The 20,926-nt window shown below is 50.6% G+C and carries 16 protein-coding genes, 5 tRNA genes and 1 pseudogene; 14 read left to right on the forward strand and 8 right to left on the reverse strand.

The window, feature by feature from the left end:
* The first annotated feature begins 490 nt into the window (after positions 1 to 490).
* The 4 genes and pseudogenes from U0026_RS08790 (at position 491) to U0026_RS08805 (ending at position 4,654) form a co-directional block, all read left to right on the forward strand.
* Positions 491 to 923: pseudogene (locus U0026_RS08790) on the forward strand (universal stress protein).
* A 47-nt stretch (positions 924 to 970) separates the two neighbouring features.
* Complete coding sequence (locus U0026_RS08795; RefSeq protein WP_062778259.1) at positions 971 to 3,661, forward strand: cation-transporting P-type ATPase; 2,691 nt, start codon at positions 971 to 973, stop codon at positions 3,659 to 3,661.
* Positions 3,662 to 3,993: 332 nt separating this feature from the next.
* Entirely contained in the window at positions 3,994 to 4,347 is a 354-nt protein-coding gene (locus U0026_RS08800; protein ID WP_062778257.1) for a type II toxin-antitoxin system RelE/ParE family toxin, read from the forward strand.
* Between the two features lie 4 nt (positions 4,348 to 4,351).
* Positions 4,352 to 4,654: a helix-turn-helix domain-containing protein gene (locus tag U0026_RS08805; protein WP_062778255.1), complete on the forward strand. Its 303-nt coding sequence runs from the start codon at positions 4,352 to 4,354 to the stop codon at positions 4,652 to 4,654.
* Positions 4,655 to 4,721: 67 nt separating this feature from the next.
* Here U0026_RS08805 and U0026_RS08810 read toward each other — a convergent pair.
* A tRNA-Asn gene (locus tag U0026_RS08810) sits at positions 4,722 to 4,797 on the reverse strand.
* A gap of 6 nt (positions 4,798 to 4,803) precedes the next feature.
* On the opposite strand from U0026_RS08810, the gene U0026_RS22760 reads away from it, so the two are divergent.
* From U0026_RS22760 to U0026_RS08820, 3 genes are all read left to right on the forward strand, one after another.
* Complete coding sequence (locus U0026_RS22760) at positions 4,804 to 4,983, forward strand: DUF5951 family protein (protein ID WP_373859632.1); 180 nt, start codon at positions 4,804 to 4,806, stop codon at positions 4,981 to 4,983.
* A complete protein-coding gene (locus U0026_RS08815) occupies positions 4,959 to 6,431 on the forward strand; it encodes an EmmdR/YeeO family multidrug/toxin efflux MATE transporter (RefSeq protein WP_062779916.1) in 1,473 nt (490 codons plus the stop codon). The genes U0026_RS22760 and U0026_RS08815 overlap by 25 nt, the downstream gene beginning before the upstream one ends.
* Before the next feature lie 133 nt (positions 6,432 to 6,564).
* Positions 6,565 to 6,640 (forward strand) — tRNA-Asn (locus U0026_RS08820).
* 118 nt (positions 6,641 to 6,758) lie between these two features.
* On the opposite strand, the gene U0026_RS08825 is transcribed toward U0026_RS08820, so the two are convergent.
* A complete protein-coding gene (locus U0026_RS08825) occupies positions 6,759 to 8,207 on the reverse strand; it encodes an AMP nucleosidase (RefSeq protein ID WP_062779814.1) in 1,449 nt (482 codons plus the stop codon).
* A gap of 193 nt (positions 8,208 to 8,400) precedes the next feature.
* On the opposite strand from U0026_RS08825, the gene ldtA reads away from it, so the two are divergent.
* Together ldtA and U0026_RS08835 are read left to right on the forward strand one after the other, a co-directional pair.
* The gene (gene ldtA, locus U0026_RS08830; protein ID WP_062779812.1) at positions 8,401 to 9,333 is read left to right on the forward strand and encodes a L,D-transpeptidase; all 933 of its coding nucleotides are present in this window, start codon (positions 8,401 to 8,403) and stop codon (positions 9,331 to 9,333) included.
* 95 nt (positions 9,334 to 9,428) lie between these two features.
* Positions 9,429 to 10,370: a Gfo/Idh/MocA family protein gene (locus U0026_RS08835; RefSeq protein ID WP_062779810.1), complete on the forward strand. Its 942-nt coding sequence runs from the start codon at positions 9,429 to 9,431 to the stop codon at positions 10,368 to 10,370.
* 40 nt (positions 10,371 to 10,410) lie between these two features.
* Here the strand turns inward: U0026_RS08835 and U0026_RS08840 are convergent, their stop codons facing one another.
* Positions 10,411 to 11,301: a DMT family transporter gene (locus U0026_RS08840; protein WP_062779809.1), complete on the reverse strand. Its 891-nt coding sequence runs from the start codon at positions 11,299 to 11,301 to the stop codon at positions 10,411 to 10,413.
* 102 nt (positions 11,302 to 11,403) lie between these two features.
* Here U0026_RS08840 and U0026_RS08845 point away from each other — a divergent pair, with 102 nt between their 5' ends.
* Positions 11,404 to 12,741 carry an aminotransferase-like domain-containing protein gene (locus U0026_RS08845; protein ID WP_062779807.1) on the forward strand — a complete coding sequence of 446 codons (1,338 nt, stop codon included), beginning with the start codon at positions 11,404 to 11,406 and terminating at the stop codon, positions 12,739 to 12,741.
* An 87-nt stretch (positions 12,742 to 12,828) separates the two neighbouring features.
* Here the strand turns inward: U0026_RS08845 and U0026_RS08850 are convergent.
* Positions 12,829 to 12,904 (reverse strand) — tRNA-Asn (locus U0026_RS08850).
* Between the two features lie 304 nt (positions 12,905 to 13,208).
* On the opposite strand from U0026_RS08850, the gene nac reads away from it, so the two are divergent.
* Both nac and cbl read left to right on the forward strand, forming a co-directional pair.
* Entirely contained in the window at positions 13,209 to 14,126 is a 918-nt protein-coding gene (gene nac / locus U0026_RS08855) for a nitrogen assimilation transcriptional regulator NAC (protein WP_062779829.1), read from the forward strand.
* A gap of 102 nt (positions 14,127 to 14,228) precedes the next feature.
* Positions 14,229 to 15,179, forward strand: coding sequence for an HTH-type transcriptional regulator Cbl (gene cbl / locus U0026_RS08860; protein ID WP_062779825.1), 951 nt, complete (start codon positions 14,229 to 14,231; stop codon positions 15,177 to 15,179).
* A gap of 44 nt (positions 15,180 to 15,223) precedes the next feature.
* Here the strand turns inward: cbl and U0026_RS08865 are convergent, their stop codons facing one another.
* The 3 genes from U0026_RS08865 to mtfA form a co-directional block, all read right to left on the reverse strand.
* On the reverse strand, positions 15,224 to 17,824 hold the full coding sequence (locus U0026_RS08865; RefSeq protein WP_062779827.1) for a translocation/assembly module TamB domain-containing protein: 2,601 nt from the start codon (positions 17,822 to 17,824) through the stop codon (positions 15,224 to 15,226).
* A gap of 369 nt (positions 17,825 to 18,193) precedes the next feature.
* Positions 18,194 to 18,269: transfer RNA gene (locus U0026_RS08870), tRNA-Asn, on the reverse strand.
* A 100-nt stretch (positions 18,270 to 18,369) separates the two neighbouring features.
* Positions 18,370 to 19,167: a DgsA anti-repressor MtfA gene (gene mtfA, locus U0026_RS08875; RefSeq protein ID WP_073971205.1), complete on the reverse strand. Its 798-nt coding sequence runs from the start codon at positions 19,165 to 19,167 to the stop codon at positions 18,370 to 18,372.
* 90 nt (positions 19,168 to 19,257) lie between these two features.
* Between mtfA and U0026_RS08880 the strand changes: the two genes are divergently transcribed.
* Together U0026_RS08880 and U0026_RS08885 are read left to right on the forward strand one after the other, a co-directional pair.
* Positions 19,258 to 19,347 (forward strand) — tRNA-Ser (locus U0026_RS08880).
* 423 nt (positions 19,348 to 19,770) lie between these two features.
* On the forward strand, positions 19,771 to 20,352 hold the full coding sequence (locus U0026_RS08885) for an outer membrane beta-barrel protein (protein WP_062778116.1): 582 nt from the start codon (positions 19,771 to 19,773) through the stop codon (positions 20,350 to 20,352).
* Positions 20,353 to 20,402: 50 nt separating this feature from the next.
* Here the strand turns inward: U0026_RS08885 and U0026_RS08890 are convergent, their stop codons facing one another.
* Positions 20,403 to 20,786, reverse strand: coding sequence for a YdgH/BhsA/McbA family protein (locus U0026_RS08890; protein WP_062778118.1), 384 nt, complete (start codon positions 20,784 to 20,786; stop codon positions 20,403 to 20,405).
* Positions 20,787 to 20,926 lie beyond the last annotated feature (140 nt).

A 20,926-nucleotide genomic window follows, 5' to 3' on the forward strand; every position in this document is an offset into this window, starting at 1 on the left:
ATAAATAACGGTTTTATCAATTGTCATTACCCGAGTTAAAGGGAGGCTATTCCGCCAGCGCCGAGACGACCACATAGGTAAATAAACCGATCGCAGTGCAGGCGACAATGGCAAGCATAATAAAAAAACCAAGACGTATCAGGCTATAACCGAACATTCACTTCTCCATTATCCAGGAGTGTATGACAGAAAATTAATGATAAGTGCCTGTTATTGAGCATAGTCGCAGAAAAAATAAAACGTAAATAACCAAATTTAGTGGTGTGTACAGTCATTGGACTACTGATGGCAGTTGCATCAAAAACTTATGAATAACTTTATGATAATTAAAAAGATTAACAATGAAGGGCGGATTCTGATATTCCTGTGCTACGTTTAATATCATCAACTTTATTTTCTCATACTCGGTTGTAAAGCATATCTCCTTGCGTTTTATACGTTCTCTATTTGTTCAATGACTATCATATTGGTTATAAAAAGGATGCTCGCTATGTATAAAAATATTCTTGTTCCGGTGGATGTCTACGAGACTAGCCTTGCAGACAAAGCGTTACAGCATGCGCAGTTCCTGGCGCAAAGCGCATCGGGCAGAATCCATTTACTGCATGTCATTCCCCGATTCTCGCCCGAACTGACTCGCGGCTTTATTTCAGATGCGCGAAAAATGGATGAATATATGATGAATAATTCGAAAGAAAAACTGGCTGAGTTAGTTAAAAAAAATCAATCTGTTGCCAGATGAGGTTCATCTACATATCCGCAGCGGTAATATTCGTGATGAGGTGATAAAGCTCGCCGACGAACTTTCTGCTGATGTGATTCTTGTCGGGTCGCGCAACCCTAATATTCAAACCCATTTATTAGGATCGGAGGCAGCGAGTATTGTGCGCTACGCGCATGTTCCTGTTTTTGTTGTTCGTTAATGACATGAGTGTAAAGGTGATTTCTGATTAAAGCTGAGGAAGGAACGATGAAAACAGAAAAACCTGGCCGTCCGTTTTATCAACAAACCGTTGAAGAAACCCTGATAAATATTGATTCCACCGCCGACGGACTTAACGGCTCCGACGCGACGGCAAGACTTCAACAATATGGCGAGAATGCTTTACCGCAAAAACCGGGCAAGCCCGCATGGATGCGCTTTCTGGCGCATTTTAACGATGTCCTTATCTATGTTCTGCTGGCTGCCGCTCTGCTCAAGGCGGTGATGGGGCACTGGATAGACATGACGGTGATTCTCGGGGTTGCCGTGATTAACGCCCTGATTGGTCATATTCAGGAGAGCAATGCCGAGAAATCGCTGCAAAGCATCCGTAATATGCTCTCCAGCGAGGCGGTGGTGGTCAGGCAAGGGAGCCATGAAACGGTTCCCACAACGGCGCTGGTGCCGGGGGATATCGTGGTGGTTCGCGCAGGTGATCGTATTCCTGCCGACCTGCGTGTTATTGAGGCTCACAATCTTCGCGTTGAAGAGGCGATCCTCACTGGCGAATCCACCGTCGTAGAGAAAAATACCGAGGCGTTGAGTGGAGAACTCCCCTTAGGCGACCGCTATAACCTGCTCTACTCCGGGACGACGGTGAGTTCAGGCGGTGGGAAAGGGGTTGTTGTTGCGACCGGTGGCGATACTGAACTGGGCCATATCAACCAGATGATGTCGGACATCGAGAAACATCGTACGCCGCTGATGGTGCAAATGGACAAGCTCGGTAAAACCATTTTCATCACAATTCTGGTGATGATGGCGGCATTGTTTGTATTCAGTATTCTGTTCCGGGACATGCCGGTTTCAGAACTGATGCTGTCGCTTATCAGCCTGGCCGTGGCGGCGGTTTCTGAAGGATTACCCGCCATTATCTCTATTATCCTCTCGCTCGGTGTGCAGGCGATGGCGCGTCACAAAGCCATTATTCGCAAGCTGCCAACCGTCGAAACCCTCGGGGCGATGACGGTTATTTGCTCGGATAAAACCGGCACCCTGACCATGAATGAAATGACGGTCAAAGCCGTGATTACCGCGCAGACGACCTATCGCGTCGAGGGAGACAGTTACGAACCGGTAGGCAACATTCATCCTATTGATGATCCAACACCCGTCACTGTCGCTCAGGGCTCCCTGCTGGAGCGCTACCTGCGAACGATTGACCTGTGTAATGACAGCCAGTTGATGAAAGATGAGCAGGGGCTGTGGAAAATTACCGGGGGGCCGACCGAAGGGGCGCTGAAGGTGCTGGCGGCAAAAATCCCACTACCGGCGCTCGATACCGAAATGCGCAGCAAAATTCCGTTTGATTCGCAATACAAGTACATGTCTACGTTGTATCGCCTGGGTGACGAAGAGGTCATTTTAATTACCGGTGCGCCGGACGTCCTGTTCCGGCTCTGCCAATTCCAGCAGACCGATGACGGACTACAGCCGTTCGATCAACCTTACTGGGAATCGAAAATTGAAGAATACGCCCGCGAGGGGCTGCGCATGGTGGCGGCTGCCTGGAAGCCTGCTGCGAATGGGCAACGCGAGCTGGATCATCCGGACTTACAAGATGGGGTTATTTTGCTCGGCATTGCCGGCATGATGGATCCACCGCGCCCGGAAGCCATCACCGCCATTGCCGACTGCCTACAAGCCGGTATTCGCGTGAAAATGATCACCGGCGACCACCCGCAAACGGCAATGAGCATTGGGCAGATGTTGGGTATTGGTAATGCCGGCAGCGCTATCACCGGACGCGAGCTGGAAGTGATGGACGATCAGCAACTGAGCGAGGCGGCGCAAAAATACGATATCTTTGCGCGAACGAGCCCGGAGGATAAATTCCGTCTGGTGCAGGCATTGCAAAGTAAGCAGGAAGTGGTGGGGATGACCGGGGACGGCGTGAACGATGCCCCAGCCCTTAAGCGTGCGGATGTTGGCATCGCGATGGGGATTAAAGGCACTGAGGTCACCAAGGAAGCTGCCGATATGGTGCTCACGGACGACAACTTTGCCACTATCGCCAGAGCGGTACACGAAGGACGCCGGGTTTACGACAACCTGAAAAAAACCATCCTGTTTATTATCCCTAGCAACATAGCCCAGGGGCTACTGATCATTATTGCGCTGTTAGCAGGCAACTTGATTCCCTTAACGCCAGTGCTGATCCTGTGGATGAACATGGCGACATCGGCAACACTGTCCTTTGGTCTGGCGTTTGAGGCGGGTGAAAAGAACATCATGAACCGGCCGCCACGTAAGCCGAATCTGCATGTGATGGATGGTTATGCTATCTGGCGTGTGGTGTTTGTCGGTTTGATGATTGCCATCAGTGCCTTTGTGTTAGAGGCCTGGCTGCAACCGCGCGGCTACTCGGCAGAGTTTATCCGCACCGTGCTACTGCAAACGCTGGTCACCGCGCAGTGGTTCTACATGCTGAACTGCCGCGTATCGGATGGCTTCTCACTGAGCAAGGGTTTGCTGGAGAATAAAGGGATCTGGATTGTGAGCGGCGTGCTGCTGGTCCTGCAGCTGCTGATTATCTACGCGCCGTTTATGCAGATGCTGTTTGGCACAGAATCGCTGCCGTTCCGCTATTGGGTTATCACGTTTGTTATTGGCTTTGCGATGTTCCTGATTGTTGAAGCGGAGAAAATGTTGACGCGTAGATGGCGCGCGAAAGCATAGAAGGGATGTAAAGCAAGAAGCCCGCTTAGTTTCCTAAGCGGGCTTTTAAAATATGGCTCTTCTTACCGTGAGTGCGATTTCCAGCCACTATCCGATAAGCCTGCTGGCCTGTCGCAGACTTCATTAAAGTATTTATCAGTAAACCTCGCTCCCTAACGCTTATGCGGCCTGCACCGCAACGCGATGAATCGTTTGCACATGCCTAATTTAAAAATCGGAACGTTCTTTCCACTTCCCGACAAACGCGTATGCGTTTCTTCTTACAAAACGTCATTATCCCCATTATTGGTTTGCATCTATATAGTTTGTGATCTATATTTTCAGGAGGTCCTGTGTGGACAATTAAGACTACGGATGGATTTGATAATTGGTTTAGCACGCTCTGCGCAACCGACCGGGCCAGTGTGCTGGCTTTGCTACTCGTGCTGCGGGAAAAGGGGCCGGGATTGCCCAGACCCTATGCTGATAGGATAAAAGGTTCCTGCTACAGCAATATGAAAGAGCTGCGTGTACAGAGCCAAGGCGATCCGATACGGGTATTTTTCGCCTTCGATCCTTACCGAACCGGCATTCTGCTTTGTGCTGGTAACAAGGTCGGTAATGAAAAACGTTTTTATAATCAGATGATCGCGGTTGCTGACCGGGAATTTACTGATTATCTGAATACGTTAGATGATAAGGAGTAACACAATGGGCAGAACGCTCGAACAGCTTCTTGCAGATGAAAAACCGGACGTTGTGGCCGATGCGCAGGCGATGGCGGCGGATATTCTGCTCAACATCCATCTTGCCGAACTGCGAGAGAAAGTGCAGAAAACGCAAGTGGAAATGGCCGAGGTGCTGGGAATCCGTCAACCTACAGTCGCCAGCATGGAAAAGCCTGGACGCGATATGAAACTGTCCACGCTTAAGCGCTACGTTGAAGCGACCGGTGGAAAACTACGTTTTGATGTTGAACTGCCGGATGGCTCTCACTACGGATTTGTACTGTAACCTATTGGACCAAAAGTAATAGAAAAGCAAAAAGCCCGCTTAGTTTCCTAAGCGGGCTTCTTAAATATGGCTCCTCTGACTGGACTCGAACCAGTGACATACGGATTAACAGTCCGCCGTTCTACCGACTGAACTACAGAGGAATCGGTGTGGAGTCGTATCTTAGCGGCGAAAAAATTTTTGTCAAACATCAATTATCATCATGTGTTGCAATTGCCTATTCCATCAACAATTTGTCGTCATTCCCAACAAAAATTAAGGAAAAATGTTTTGCAGGATCAGCATTTCTCCATCATCATTTGAAATGGAGTTTCAACTTTCTGATCTAAGGCCCATTTTGAACGTCACCGCCGCCCTTCGCCAGGCCGTCACAAGTACCCCCTGGTATAAAAAACGCAAAAGTTATCGAGTTCTCTTCTGGCGTGAAATCACCCCCCTTGCTGTGCCTATCTTCCTGGAAAATACCTGCGTTTTGCTAATGGGCGTATTAAGTACTTTTCTCGTAAGTTGGTTGGGGAAAGAGGCAATGGCGGGAGTAGGGCTGGCCGATAGCTTTAATATGGTCATCATGGCCTTCTTTGCGGCGGTTGACCTTGGTACCACCGTGGTGGTGGCCTTTAGTCTGGGTAAGCGCGACAGGCGTAGAGCACGCGCGGCGGCGCGGCAGTCGCTGGTAATCATGACTCTGTTTGCGATAGTGCTGGCCGCGATCATTCACTATTTCGGCGCTGAGATCATCAATATTGTCGCCGGTGATGCCAATGCAGAAGTTAAAGCGCTGGCGCTAACTTACCTTGAGCTGACGGTATTAAGTTATCCTGCGGCGGCGATTGCGCTTATTGGTAGCGGCGCGCTACGCGGGGCAGGGAACACCAAAATTCCGCTGATGATTAATGGCGGGATGAATATCCTTAATATCATTATCAGCAGCATCTTGATTTACGGGATCTTCTCCTGGGACGGGATGGGCTTTGCCGGTGCCGGGCTCGGGTTGACCATCTCCCGTTATATCGGCGCGGTGGTGACCATCATTGTGCTGATGGTCGGCTTCAACCCGGCGCTGCGTATTCCGCTGAAAAGTTACTTCAAGCCGCTCAACTTCGCCATTATCTGGGAAGTGATGGGCATTGGTATTCCCGCCAGTATTGAGTCCGTGTTGTTTAACGGCGGTAAGCTGTTGACTCAGATGTTTGTCGCCGGGATGGGTACCGAAGTCATTGCCGGTAACTTTATCGCCTTCTCGGTGGCGGCACTGATTAACCTGCCAGGAAACGCCCTCGGATCGGCCTCAACCATCATCACCGGCAGACGTCTGGGCACCGGGCAGTTGGCGCAGGCTGAACGACAGTTGCGCCATGTTTTCTGGATGTCGACCATTGTGTTGACGCTTATAGCTTGGGGCACCGCACCGTTTGCCGGACTTTTTGCCTCGTTCTACACCCAAGAACAAGATGTTAAAGAGGTGGTGAAAGTCCTGTTGTGGATGAACGCCGCCTTTATGCCTATCTGGGCGGCCTCCTGGGTGCTTCCGGCGGGCTTTAAAGGTGCTCGCGATGTTCGCTTCGCCATGTGGGTCTCTATGCTCAGCATGTGGGGGTGCCGTGTGGTGGTGGGCTATGTGCTGGGGATTGTACTGGGAATGGGCGTGGTCGGTGTCTGGATGGGGATGTTCCTCGACTGGGCAACACGTGCAACGTGCTTCTACCACCGTTTGAGAACGGGTCGCTGGGCGTGGAAGTATATGCCTGCGAAAAAAACAGACAGCGCATCGCCTTGATTGAAGGATAAATCGGCGACTGAAGATGCTTTTTAAACGAATTGCAGAATAAATCGGCAAACGAATTGTTTTGTGCCAAACAGGCTTTGACAACCACGGGGTACCCCGTTAATATTCGCCCCGTTCACACGATTCCTCTGTAGTTCAGTCGGTAGAACGGCGGACTGTTAATCCGTATGTCACTGGTTCGAGTCCAGTCAGAGGAGCCATATTTAAGAAGCCTGCTTAGGAAACTAAGCGGGCTTTTTGCTTTTCTATTTCCCTTCCTAAATCGATAAAAAAGCCTGCTGTTATACAGGCTTTGCTGTGATATTTAATGTCTTGTGCTTAGCGGAATGGCGGCTCGTTAAAGGTGCGCAGTTTACGGGAGTGCAGGCGGTCGCCCTCGGCACGCAGCAGATCAATGGCGCGAATACCAATCTGCAAGTGCTCCGAAATAGCCCCCTCATAAAAACGGTTGGCCTGTCCTGGCAGCTTAATCTCACCGTGCAGCGGTTTGTCCGACACGCACAACAGCGTGCCGTAGGGAACGCGGAAACGATAGCCTTGGGCTGCAATGGTGGCGCTTTCCATATCAATCGCCACCGCACGGCTTAAGTTGAAGCGAAGCGAAGAGGCGGAGTAGCGCAGCTCCCAGTTACGATCGTCCGTTGTGACGACGGTACCGGTGCGCAGACGCTGTTTAACTTCTTCGCCCGGCATTCCGCTGACCTGCTTGGTAGCGTCGTATAATGCGCGCTGCACTTCTGCAATGCTTGGGATTGGGATGTCCGGTGGCAATACTGCGTTCAGGACATGGTCGTCACGCAGGTAGGCATGTGCCAGAACGTAATCGCCGATCGACTGACTTTCACGCAGACCGCCGCAGTGACCAATCATCAGCCAGACGTCGGGACGCAGCACCGCCAGGTGATCGCAAATATTCTTCGCGTTGGACGGCCCTACGCCGATGTTGATCAAGGTGATCCCCTGACCGTCTTTGGTGATCAAATGCCAGGCCGGCATCTGATGTTTTTTCCACGCTAAATCAGAAATCGCCTGTTCCGGGGCTTCGGTATCGGCGGTTATCCAGATACCGCCAGCACAGGAAAGCGAGACATACGGGCTATCGGGGTCGAGGATTTGGCTACAGCCCCAGCGCACAAACTCGTCGACGTAACGGGTGTAGTTAGTAAACAGCACAAACGGCTGGAAATGCTCGACTGGCGTCCCCGTATAGTGGCGTAGACGTGCCAGGGAAAAATCTACGCGTCGCGCGTCGAAGTGTGAGAGCGGGTAAAACTCGGTGGGATGGGTCAGGCCATCAGCCGTCTCATCACCAATCTGCGACAATTCGGTCGTGGGGAAGAAACGGGTGAGATCTGCACTCATCGAACGATCAAGATTCAGGCCATCTATCACATACGGAAAAGGGATCTCGTGCTGGGAGGCGCTGACCTCAATCTGCGCATCATAATCTTCATGCAGCAGCGTCAGTTGTTCGAGCAAATAGCTGCGAAACAGCCCTGGCTGGGTAATGGTGGTGGTGTAACAGCCTGAGTGGGTAAAGCGGCCAAAAGCACGGGTTTTTTGTGCTTTATGCGCGCATCCGCTCCACGATACGGAAAGCTGGGGGTAGACAAATAATCCGTTGGCCCGCGCTTGTGCGCTGGGCAGGGAGCGGTCGTCAATGAACAGACGAATCGCGTCACGTAATGCTTTTACCGATTGATCGTACAGCGCCTGGAGTTTGTCCAGTGCTTGCTCAGGGGTCAAATTTACGCCCGTGTTACTCATCGTTCGCTCCTTGTGTCGAATCTGCAGCATTTCCCGATAGTATGCCAGCGGATGATGAAACAAAAGCGCTAGCCCGCGTCGACATAACAACTGATTAACCTTTAAGCACATTATTCTCTGGGAAGGTAATCGCAGCGTGGCGAGCGAAAAAAGCTATAATTAACCGATATCTGCCGTGAATGAGGAAAGGGAAATGAAACCTCGGGTTAACCTATTGTGTACGCTGGTGTTGGCATTTTGCAGCCACAGCGCGCTTGCTGTGACGTATCCACTCCCCCCTGAGGGAAGTCGACTGGTGGGCAGCACGCTAAATATCACGGTGCCGGAGAATAACCACCTGCCGCTGGAGGCGTTTGCCGCCCAGCATGGGCAGGGATTGAGCAATATGCTGGAGGCGAATCCTGATGTGGATGTCTTTCTGCCGAAATCTGGTTCTACGCTGGTGGTGCCACAGCAGTTGATTTTACCGAATACGGTACGACAGGGAATTGTGGTGAACGTCGCAGAGATGCGCCTGTACTACTATCCGCCGGACAGCGAGACCGTTGAAGTCCTGCCGATTGGTATTGGCGAGGCTGGGCGCGAAACGCCGCGCAATTGGGTGACTACCGTTGAACGTAAGACGGAGGGCCCCACCTGGACGCCAACGGCGAACACCCGTCGTGAGTACGCCAAACGGGGGGAAAGCCTGCCAGCATATGTCCCCGCCGGGCCAGATAATCCGATGGGACTGTACGCCATCTATATTGGTCGTCTATATGCCATTCATGGAACCAATGCTAACTTCGGTATCGGGCTACGCGTGAGCCAGGGTTGTATCCGCCTGCGTAATGACGATATTAAATACCTGTTTGATAACGTCCCAGTGGGGACGCGAGTGCAGATTATCGACCAGCCGGTGAAATACACCACAGAGCCGGACGGTAGCCGCTGGGTTGAAGTCCACGAACCGTTATCGCGCAACCGCGCAGAATATGAATCAGACAACAAAGTTCCATTGCCTATTACGCCAGCCCTGCGTAGTTTTACCGCAGGGGAAGGAGTTGATGCAGGACGTGCCAGCGCGACGCTAGAACGTCGTTCCGGTATGCCGGTGAACATCAGTACTTCACAACATGCCTTGTGAGTGTATGACTGTGTATTGCCTGGAGCCCGCTTGATGCGGGCTTTTTGCTAAGGTGTATACGCTCAGCAACACCACCGATTAAAAAGGAGTATTGAATGAGTGATGTGATTAACTGGGGCATCCTGGGTTACGCCCGAATCGCTAAAAATTCCGTGATTCCAGCCATTAACCGTGCTGAAAATGCGCGCGTTTACGCTGTCGCCTCCCGCAATAAAGCCGAGTTACCGACAGGTGAGTGGGACCAGAGCTACGACGACTATGCCACGTTGCTTGCTGATGACGCTATTCAGGCCGTCTATATTCCGCTGCCAAATTCGCTGCATAAAGAGTGGGTGATTCGCGCGCTACAAGCCGGTAAACATGTACTGTGTGAAAAACCGCTGGGGTTAACCGCCGCCGAAGCACAGGAGATGCAGCTGATCGCGGTAAAACACAACCGTCTGTTGATGGAAGCCTTTATGTACCAGTACACCGACCGGGTGCGCGTGGTCAAAGAGGCGGTAGAAAGCGGCGAGCTGGGTGACATTCGCCATATCAACGTGTCGTTCCGTTTTCTGTTAGATCGCCCCAATACCATCAAAATGCAACCCGCGCTGGGCGGCGGCTCGTTATACGATGTTGGATGTTACCCGGTAAACTTTATCGGCATGATTACCGGACGCCTGCCGGTGCAGTGTAAAGCGCTCTGTGAAACGGATCAGGGTGTCGACACGAATCTTTCTGCGCTCTTGCAGTACGACGATGGTCTCATTGCCAACATTCACTGTGGCTTCAATGCATTTGGTCGTAACTATGCAGAAATTATCGGTACTAAGGGCATGCTGTGCATTGATAAACCCTTCCTCGATGATGCCGGCACGGTTTATCTGCATACGTCGGAAGGTGTGCGGGAGCTGCCGGTCAGTGAGTCGGATCGCTACCAGGCGGAGATCCGCAATTTCTCTAGTGCCATACTGAACGAACCCTCGCGCGTCATCCCGCTGGAAGAAACGGTGCGCAATATGCAGGTGTTGGATATGATCCGCGCGGCATTGTAAAACGCTTTGCCCCGGTGGGTACGTGGTTTATCGGGGCATATTAACGAGAGAATTTGCGGGAGCCAATCACGCAGGCAATCACGCCGAGCGTTGACAGCACCATCATGGGACTTACTGTTTCATGCAGGAGTGTGGCGGACAGACCCAATCCCAGAAAAGGCTGAAGAAGCTGTAATTGGCCGACCGCAGCAATCCCACCCGTTGCCAGCCCTTTGTACCAGAAGATAAAACCAATCAACATACTGAATACGGAAACATACCCTAACGCTGCCCAGGTTGCCGCTGTCATAGGGTTAAAACTCTCCGGCAGTGTGACCACCGTGGCAAACAGCATCACCGGTAGAGAGATAATTAACGCCCAACTGATGACCTGCCAACCTCCGAGAACACGCGTTAACTTTGCTCCCTCGGCATACCCCAGGCCACAAACCGCGACCGCCGCCAGCATCAGCAGATCGCCGGTCAGCGAAACGGAGGCACTTTGTGAGAGGGCAAACCCCATAACCAGAAAACTGCCGATGAGCGAGAAGATCCAGAACGCTATTCCAGGGCGCTCAGCGCCGCGCAGAACGCCAAAGATAGCGGTTGTCAGCGGAAGCAGCCCGAGAAAAACGATAGAGTGTGCTGACGTTACGTGCTGTAGCGCCATGGCGGTCAGCAGGGGGAAACCGATAACCACGCCTAATGACACCACAACCAACGGCAGGATTTGTGAAACAAGAGGTCGTTTCTGACGAAAACCCACGATCAGCCCAACCGCCAGAATTCCTGCCAGAGAGGCTCGCGTAAAGGTCAGGAAGAAAGGATCCATATGCAGCACCGCAATGCGCGTTGCTGGCAAAGAACCGCTAAAAATCACCACACCCAGCAGTCCATTAAACCAGCCAGAAATCGAGCCTGAATCGGTCTTAGCTAATCCTGAATCCACCACACACCTCACTTATACGATAGCGTTTGTCGGTTTGAGCATTTGTTGGGCGAATGGTAATCTCAACGATCTAAGACAATCAAATAATTGTCATGGATACAATTGATGAAGGCACGATACAAAAGCATCGTAGACCGATTGGCTCATTTAATTAGAACCGGGGCGATTTCTCCTGGGACGCAGCTACCGACTCATCGGATGCTGTCGACCCAGGAACAGGTCTCGCTTGCCACCGCGACGCGGGTCTATCGTGAGCTGGAAGCCATGGGATTAGTCAGCGGCGAAACGGGACGAGGAACGTTTGTCCGGGAAATTTCGCTGCCTTACGGCCACGGCGTTGACCAACAAGCCGTCGCTACCGATGTTATCGACCTCAACTTTAACTATCCGTCTTTGCCGGGGCAGGGTGAGCATTTGCGTGATGCGCTCAGGCAGATTGCGCTGGCAGGCGATATCGAGTCGCACTTACGCTATCAGCCGCACGCCGGCAGGCTAAACGATCGAACGATTATTGCCGGGCACCTTTGTACTCGCGGATTTCAGACCACGGCGGACAGTGTGATTATCGTCAATGGTGCGCAACATGGGCTGGCTGTGACGGTGATGGGGCTATTGCATCCCGGTGACGTCGTGGCGGTAGACGCTTTAACCTATTCGGGGTTTAAAGTGCTGGCAGCGCTTTATCATCTTGAGCTTGTCGCGATACCGTCATTCGCTGACGGGCCAGACCTGGTTGCGCTCGAACAGCTTTGTCAAAAACGGCGTGTTAGGGCGGTGTACGTCATGCCGACATTACACAACCCGTTGGGTTGGGTATTAAGTCACCGCCAACGACAAACACTGGCAAACATTGCCACCGCTCATGATCTATTGATTATTGAAGATGCGGCCTACGCTTACCTTTGCCCCTCGCCGCCTCCGCCATTGGCGTGTTATGCGCCGGACCGCACGGTGTATATCACCGGGTTTTCTAAAAATGTGGCAACCGGGTTGCGAGTTGGCGTTGTGGTCTGTCCCGCCGCGTATCGGACCGCGTTGGAAAGGGCCGTACGCGCTACCACGTGGAATACGCCATCGTTGATCGCTCGTGTTATCTGCACCTGGATTGAGGACGGTACGGTTAACCGTTTTGAGACGCTAAAGCGGCGTGATGCCCGTAAACGGCAAGCGATACTGAGAGAAACGTTTGCCGGTCTTCCCTATGTCTCACACCCGAATTCCTATTTTGCCTGGCTGCCTTTGCCGGATGAATCACGCGCCGACAGACTGGCTAACGCGCTGATGGAAAATAATATCTCCGTATCAACGGCTGAACCTTTTTGTACTTCACAGACGGTCCCTCAGGCTATTCGAATTGCGCTGGGTTCGGTCACGCTTGAGCAGTTGCGCGCGGTGTTAGTGAAGGTGCGTGACGCGGTGGAATTTGAACAGTATGGAGCGTGAAAGCGGGCTGGAATGATAGCGGAGATTGAATGCTCGATTGTAGAAAGCAAAAAGCCCGCTTAGTTTCCTAAGCAGGCTTCTTAAATATGGCTCCTCTGACTGGACTCGAACCAGTGACATACGGATTAACAGTCCGCCGTTCTACCGACTGAACTACAGAGGAATCGTGTGAACGAGGCGAATATTAACGATGTCCCTCTGGCTTGTCAAAGGATGAAAGCGCTAATAAGTTCGTTTGCTGACAATTTCAGCAATTCATACGGGATTGCTGTTTTTTTAGCACATTTGCACCGTCAAAGTGCAGATATACCCCTTATGGGGCAGATCGTAATCTTCTGACAGCAGCTAAAAAGGCCTTGAGCGATAGGATTGCGGGGTTTTAGGTGGATTTTAAAAACTGGCAAGCATCTTGCAACTCCTCCGATTACTTAACGCCAGTGTGGCAGTGGATCCTTTCGGAGGCAAAAATGAACTTCAGACGACTCAAGTATTTTGTAAAAATCGTCGATATCGGCAGCCTGACTCAGGCAGCAGAAGTGTTGCATATTGCACAGCCTGCGCTGAGCCAGCAGGTCGCGACGCTGGAAGGGGAGCTTGATCAGCAACTGTTAATTCGCACCAAGCGGGGCGTTACCCCGACTGAAGCGGGTAAGGTGCTCTATACCCATGCCCGGACGATTTTACGTCAGTGTGAACAGGCTCAGCTCGCTGTGAACAATGTGGGACAGACGCTGAGCGGTACCGTGTCCATTGGCCTTGCGCCCGGCACGGCAGCATCGTCAATCACTATGCCGCTGCTCCAGGCAGTACGTAATGAGCTACCGGACGTGCTGGTCTATCTGCACGAAAATAGCGGTACCGTATTGAATGAAAAACTGCTCAATAACCAACTGGATATGGCGGTGCTTTATGACCGTGCGCCGTTGGCGGGGATTGTGAGCCAGCCGCTGCTTAAAGAAGATTTATATCTGGTGGGTACGAGTCATTGCCCAGGCCAAAGCGTCGACCTCACCACGGTTGCTGAAATGAACCTGTTCCTGCCTCGCGACTACAGCGCCGTGCGCGCCCGCGTGGATGAAGCGTTTTCGCTGCGCCGCTTAACGGCAAAAATTATTGGTGAAATTGAATCTATCTCAACGCTCACTGCGGCAATCGCCAGCGGAATGGGGGTCACTGTACTGCCAGAGTCAGCTGCACGCTCGCTGTGTAACGCGGCTAACGGTTGGATGGCGCGCATTACCACTCCTTCAATGAGTTTGCCGCTGTCGCTGAATGTTTCGGCACGTGGACAACTGACGCCAGAGGCCCAGGCGGTGAAGGAAATTTTGATCTCATTGGTTAGCCGTCCGATGCTGGATAATCGAGAATTGCAGCTGGTCAGCTAAGCTTATATTCCATTCAGATATAAGTTGCTGGTTTTTATTATTTGTTCACGAGGGCAACAGACTTTAACAATAGCGTAATGTCTGATTGATCCGGAGTGAAGCGTGAACTTCCAGCAACTCAAAATAATTCGTGAAGCGGCGCGGCAGGACTATAACCTGACCGAAGTTGCCAATATGCTTTATACCTCTCAGTCCGGTGTCAGCCGCCATATTCGCGAGCTTGAAGAAGAGTTGGGAATTGAGATTTTTATCCGCCGTGGGAAGCGTCTGCTTGGGATGACTGAGCCGGGTAAAGCATTATTGGTCATTGCTGAGCGTATTCTGAATGAGGCCAGTAACGTGCGTCGCCTGGCCGATCTGTTTACTAATGATGCTTCCGGTGTGCTGACTATTGCCACCACTCACACGCAGGCACGTTACAGTCTGCCCCCGGTGATTAAGGCATTCCGTGAAATTTTCGACGATGTTCGCCTTGAGTTGATTCAGGGGACGCCGCAGGAAATTGATGTGCTATTGCACAGCGGTGGCGCGGATATCGGTATCGCCAGCGAACGCCTTAGTAATGACGCCACGCTGGTGGCTTTTCCCTGGTTCCGTTGGCATCACAACCTACTGGTGCCCAAAGATCATCCGCTCACCCAGACAACCCCGCTCACCCTGGAAGCGATTGCCCGCTGGCCGTTAATTACCTATCGACAAGGCATTACCGGTCGCTCACGCATTGATGAGGCCTTCAGCCGGAAAGGGTTAACGCCGGATATTGTCCTGAGCGCGCAGGATTCAGACGTCATTAAAACCTACGTTGATCTGGGCCTGGGTATTGGCCTTGTGGCCGAGCAATCGGGCGACCCGCAGGAGTCTGGGAGCCTGGTACGGCTGGATACGCATCATCTTTTCGATGCGAATACCGTTTGGTTGGGACTCAAACGTGGCCAGCTTCAGCGTAACTATGTGTGGCGCTTTATTGAATTGTGTAATGCTGGATTGTCTCTTGAAGAGATTAAACGGCAGGCGATGGAGCCTGAAGAGGCGGCTCTGGATTACCAGATTTAACGCAGCGAAAAACGCTACCCACCACCGGTGGGTAGCGTTAGCGGTTATTTTGTGAATTTCACAGGATTGTTGCGGTAAGCTTTCAGCTTCGCACGCATCCAACTGCTGCTATTGCGGTTCACTGCGCTCACCACGCCGGTGGTTGCGCCACCGCCAACCTGGACGTGGAAAATACCACGTGACGGGAAGTCAGCATATTTAGGTTCCGACAGATCCCAATCATGGCGACTGAACAGCTCCTGCGGATTACGGCCCATCATGCTGGTATGAACGTCAAGGAATTCAATATTCAGCAGATTGGCGTTAATAGCCTCTACTGAGTTGCCAATTTCAGCATGCCCCATCAGATAGCTGCCGCCGGTTCCCCAGAATTGCTCATCGAGCGAGGCGACGTCTTCGGATACGCTTGCCAGACGGCTTGTTGGCATCTGCCATGGCAGGACCGGCTGACGCAGATGTCGGCTCAGGGAAGCACAGAAATCGAATGTCCGATCCCATTCGTACGGTGAGTAACAGTAACCATTTTTATAGGCACGAGCGGTAAAATCGTCGGCTTCATAGCGGTCTGCCGCCATAAAGTCAGCGCCTTTGGCGACTGCGGCAGTGCCGTCAGTACGGGTGTACTCGATATCGTCAAAAACGCCCACCAACAGAGCATACTGGGCACAAAGTTTGCCTGCCAGAGCTGGGTCGATGGTCATTTTTTTCTTAACGCCATCTTCTGGGTCGAAAACGTCGTCATAGGTGAAGTCGCTATAAACCCACTGGGAACCCCCTACGCTCCACAGGTTCAGCTGCCAGCCGAGCACAACATCCGGTGCGACAACGCGAACCAACCAGTTAACCCCTTTGATATAGCCTTTAAGGGTGTCGGTAATTGCTGCTGGAATGTCGATATTCACGCCGTGATGCGCCATGGCTTCAGCTAAGGGCTGGCGTACTGGGATCGCGTAGTCCGGCGTAAAACCGTACTTCTGACATTCGCCCAGATAATCCGGGTTAACGATAAAGCCCGCAGGTACCGAGTGCTCATCGTCCTTCATCGCTTGCGCCATTTTCAGGGCCTGGATGAAGTTAGCGAAGCTGAATTTATGGCGCAGCGGATCATCGATAATGTTTTCGACATCGCCTAACGATAAGTTACAGGTATAAGAAACCATGACGGGCAGAACGCTGTCATGGGTAATCGCTTCAACATCGCGCGCCATCTGGATAATTTTTGAGGTTGGCTCTTTGGCCGGATCCAGATAGTCAGAGGCATCGCCCATACCGTCATCGCCGGAATATTTGAACAGCGAAGAAATGCGGGCCTCGGCCATATCTTCAACGTTACTCGGCGACATATCCGCGCAACCCCCAAAGCTCAAGAAGTCAGGGAAACCTTTCACGCGTAAACTGGCGCCTTCGGTAATCGTCACCGTTAAAGTAACGGCGGACTGGCTGTCCACATTCAGTGTGGTTGAGTCGACATCAATATAATGCACGACATCATCGTGAATCAGCGTGCTGGACGCTATCTGATACGTACCCTGGGCAAGCATCACGGATTGCGTTTGGCGACCTGTTTGCATCGGCAACTGAGTGAAATGATATTGACGTGGGAGAGATTTGTCCTCAATAAGGCGCAAATCAAAAGTGGCAGCAACGGTTTTTTCAGCCTTAACGATGACAGTGAGCGCCGCTGATTGGCTCTGTGTGTCATCGTTCTGACGAATCTGTTCATGACCTAATATCACTGTATGAAGCTGATTATTCAGGGCGCCATTGATGGCATCAAACAGATAGTGAACGTTATTCAATCTAATATCATCGATGCGCACACTGAACTGGCCTACAACGGGTAACTGCTCCAGGCGCAGATTCTGGCCGGCCAATAACGTGAAATGCTGTTTTTCAACGTTATTCTCAAGGTAGGTCAGGCTCATCGCTTCATTGAACAGCGCATGGTCTGCGGCCAGGTCAATCGTAATGTCCAGCGTGGTGCTAAGTTCAGCTTGCTCGAAAGCAACAGTGAGTGAGGTGCGTTGACCTTTCGTGATGGTCAGTGTTTCAGCACTCAGATTGACTTGGGCACGTACGGTGCCATCGACCGTACGCAGTTCTGCCGCCGAAACAGCGTAGGAACCGGCATCAATATTGAAAGCGTTTGTTCCCGCAGTTGGATTGAGAACCTCGCTTTTCTCACCGCGCACTAACACCAGCTCTAATGCCGTTTCTTCTAGTCCGGCGGGGAATGTGGCGCAGGTCACCAACAGCTCACCCGTGGTCTGCGTCTCTTCATCAGCGGCAATGGTAAAGGTGTTTTTGAAGGTTTCCCATTTCGCCGCGGAATCAGATGAGACGTTTACCCCCATGTGAATATTGTCGATGGCATCATTGATGGCCCCGTTTGCGGCTGTAATGGTTAGTTTGATATCAAAAATACCGCTGGAGATTTCGCTCGACTCAATTGCCGTCTTAAGCTCGCACCATGGGTTTGTGGTGACGGTGATATCCCCTTCGGTTATTTTTCCCGGAGCGCTAAATGACAGAACCATTTTTTCCTGAATATTGATGTTGCTACCCGTTACGGATTTAAAGTTATTAATATCAAGAGTGGGATACCAGGCGTTATCCGTAAACTGAAGTGTGAAGTCCAACTGCATGTTAATTTCCTTATAACGATAATGATAGTTAGGGTATCGAGTGACAACCAACTGGCTGATTTCAAAGATATTGGTTGGATGCCAAATAGATAGTTCGTCTGGATTGATTTCAGCGCTTTTGTTATAGGGGGAATTAAATATATAGGCACATCTATTTTGAATTGCTGATGTTTATTTATGTAAGTGATAGAGCGCGAAATAAAAATGATGTGTTTTTGCAGCGTCAGTTATTGGGAACAATTATGGTGTGAGTGAGGTAATTCGAAGCTGTGATGGTGGTGAAGGGTGAAAAGGGGGGCTGTGGCCAGATTTTTTGAGACAGTAAAAAGCAAAAAGCCCGCTTAGTTTCCTAAGCAGGCTTCTTAAATATGGCTCCTCTGACTGGACTCGAACCAGTGACATACGGATTAACAGTCCGCCGTTCTACCGACTGAACTACAGAGGAATCGTGTGAACGAGGCGAATACTACTGGTACACGATAATTGTGTCAACACTAAATTTAACTTGCTGATTCAATTGGCTGGATTTAGCGCAAGCTGTTGTTTTAGTGTACTACCGAGGATTTTTCATCGTGTCTATTATTATCCCGTAACCGCTGAAGGGGATCCTGCTGGTAGAAACTACAGAAACGTTGCCACAGCGCCGGGAAGCGCGGGGCGAAAAGTTCTGGGGCGCTGAAAAAATACTCAGAGAGCACGGCAAAACATTCGGCCGGGTCGGTCGCCGCGTAGGCATCAATACTGGCGGCGTTTTCGCCGACTAAATCAATTTCGTCCTGAATGTTATTCATCGCCGCATGCAGGTCATGTTCCCATCCGGCGACTTCGCGCAGGGGAATAAAAGGTACGCCACTAGCACGATCGCCGTTGCGGGTATCAAGCTTATGTGCCACTTCATGAATGACCAGGTTAAAGCCAGAAGCATCAAACGAATCCTGAATGTCTAACCAGTTCAGAACAATTGGCCCTTGCTGCCAGCTTTGTCCGGACTGTACTACGCGCTGATTGTGTACTAGGCCGATATCATCCTCCCATTCGTCATCCACAACAAACGGCGCCGGGTAGATCAACACTTCATGGAAACCGTCGAGCCAGTCTAACCCCAGTTCCATGATTGGCAGGCAAAATAGCAGCGCAATTCGCGCTTCGGTAACCGGTTCAACGACTAAGCCTTGCAAGAATACCAACCGCTTTTGCTGCAAAAAACGTTCGCCAAGCTGCACCAGCTTAGCCTGCTCGTCGTGGGTTAAATTCGCCAATAGGGGGATCGCCAGGGCCTGAGCCCACGGTAACTCGGCTTTATCGGTAGTATCACTTGCTTTCCAGGGCCATTTAATCATCATTTTGCTCGCAAACTCGTCACTTGAACGCAATTGAATAGACTGGTTCTGTTAAAATGCCAAATAACGCGGCATGATGCCAACTATCAAAACGGAGAGATGCCGGAGCGGCTGAACGGACTAGTCTCGAAAACTAGAGTAGGGGCAACTCTACCGGGGGTTCAAATCCCCCTCTCTCCGCCACTTTCAACAACTTACATTCCCAATTCTCGTTGGCTTTCCCTATCGAAACGTTTGTAGAATATTTTCGTAACCGTATCCCGTCACTTCATTCTGTCGCCAACTGTGATATTGAACACAGGAATATTCCCGATGTGCAGTTTCTGCTCGCAAGGAGACCTGGATCACGCGTCGAATCGGTAGCCAACAGGAATGCTGTTGCTGGCGTCAACCATCAATATCACCTGATGGGCTTCAATCGCTGAAAAAAACGTGTATGCCAGCCTGATCGTGTCATTGGAAAAGAAAATATTATTTTCAGATGGATTCAAATCGAGTTATTTGTCCAAATTTAAATAACTTAGCGATTATCAATTTAACGCTTATATCTTACTGTAGAACCATTGTTTTTATTATTTCTACTAACGGTTCGACGATAGGATTAACATGAAAAAAACGCTTATTACATTAATCATTGTGAATGCTTTTACTGCGACTACCGCTTTTGCTGCTGCGGATGTTGGCAGTTGGTATGCAGGATCTAAATTTGGTTGGACACATTATTCTGATGCCAATACTCGACAGCATACAAATTTAGACCGTGATAATGTGGGTGGCGGTATATTTACCGGTTATCAGATTACCCCATGGCTGGCTGTCGAAGGAGGGTATGATTATCTGGGAAATATGCAGATTCACGGTCAGCATAATAGCTCAGGTGCTCAGATGAAAAGTCAGGGACTGCAGGTGTCGATGAAAGCCAGCTACGGTTTGACCAATGATTGGGATCTATATGGCCGTGCAGGATTAATGGGATACCGCGCAGAGTCTGATATTAAAGGCCACAATGATTTTGATACCGGTATCCGTCCGGTGCTGGCTGTGGGTTCCGAGTATGCCTTTAATGACAACTGGTCTGGCCGACTGGAATATCAATGGGTTAGTAACGTGGGTAATGAGAATCAGATTGGTATCAGTAGTGACATCAGTTCTGTGATGGCTGGCGTAAGCTATCGATTCGGTCAATAGATAACCGCACTAAAAAAAATCCCCTGTCATTTTGTATACAGGGGATTTTTTTATCCTTGCACCAGAGAAACCAGCGAACTATTTACTTTGACCAGACCATCCATGTTCTTTTCTTTTAAGTAAAGATTATTGACTAACCGTATCTGGTCTAATTTGGACAGTGTCTGATAAACCTGATGCGCCTGGCTATGATCATCAAATATATCAGCGGTTTTTACATCGAGCAGATAATCTGTTTTCAGTGTTAAGGTGAGATTATCAATGATTGACTTATTTTCCTGATGAAGTGAGGTCATCTCTGCGGGAGATGTTGTTGAAGAAATATTCTGAACGACTGGAATTTCCAATGAATCTATTTTAGTCAGCATTGGGGGCGGTGTTGAAGAACAGGCCGTGAGCAACAGAGTGAACACGCTGAAGGCAAATTTACGCATCGTATTTCCTGGGGAACAATAATTATCACGAACTTATTATCGTTTTTCTCCGCCATATGACGATGCTTTATTCATTTATTTTTAAATATCTGCCACTATTGACTCGAAATAGCGTCCTCTCCTTGACCAAATGCTGCCTG

It is taken from the genome of Kluyvera intermedia, assembly GCF_034424175.1.
In the GTDB taxonomy this organism is placed as follows: domain Bacteria; phylum Pseudomonadota; class Gammaproteobacteria; order Enterobacterales; family Enterobacteriaceae; genus Kluyvera; species Kluyvera intermedia.

Coding starts and splice junctions, on each gene's coding strand:
- U0026_RS08795 (WP_062778259.1), top strand. CDS start 971: ATGAAAACAGAAAAACCTGGCCGTCCGTTTTATCAACAAACCGTTGAA.
- U0026_RS08805 (WP_062778255.1), top strand. CDS start 4,352: ATGGGCAGAACGCTCGAACAGCTTCTTGCAGATGAAAAACCGGACGTT.
- U0026_RS08815 (WP_062779916.1), top strand. CDS start 4,959: ATGGAGTTTCAACTTTCTGATCTAAGGCCCATTTTGAACGTCACCGCC.
- U0026_RS08825 (WP_062779814.1), bottom strand. CDS start 8,207: ATGAGTAACACGGGCGTAAATTTGACCCCTGAGCAAGCACTGGACAAA.
- ldtA (WP_062779812.1), top strand. CDS start 8,401: ATGAAACCTCGGGTTAACCTATTGTGTACGCTGGTGTTGGCATTTTGC.
- U0026_RS08835 (WP_062779810.1), top strand. CDS start 9,429: ATGAGTGATGTGATTAACTGGGGCATCCTGGGTTACGCCCGAATCGCT.
- U0026_RS08845 (WP_062779807.1), top strand. CDS start 11,404: ATGAAGGCACGATACAAAAGCATCGTAGACCGATTGGCTCATTTAATT.
- nac (WP_062779829.1), top strand. CDS start 13,209: ATGAACTTCAGACGACTCAAGTATTTTGTAAAAATCGTCGATATCGGC.
- U0026_RS08865 (WP_062779827.1), bottom strand. CDS start 17,824: ATGCAGTTGGACTTCACACTTCAGTTTACGGATAACGCCTGGTATCCC.
- mtfA (WP_073971205.1), bottom strand. CDS start 19,167: ATGATGATTAAATGGCCCTGGAAAGCAAGTGATACTACCGATAAAGCC.
- U0026_RS08885 (WP_062778116.1), top strand. CDS start 19,771: ATGAAAAAAACGCTTATTACATTAATCATTGTGAATGCTTTTACTGCG.
- U0026_RS08890 (WP_062778118.1), bottom strand. CDS start 20,786: ATGCGTAAATTTGCCTTCAGCGTGTTCACTCTGTTGCTCACGGCCTGT.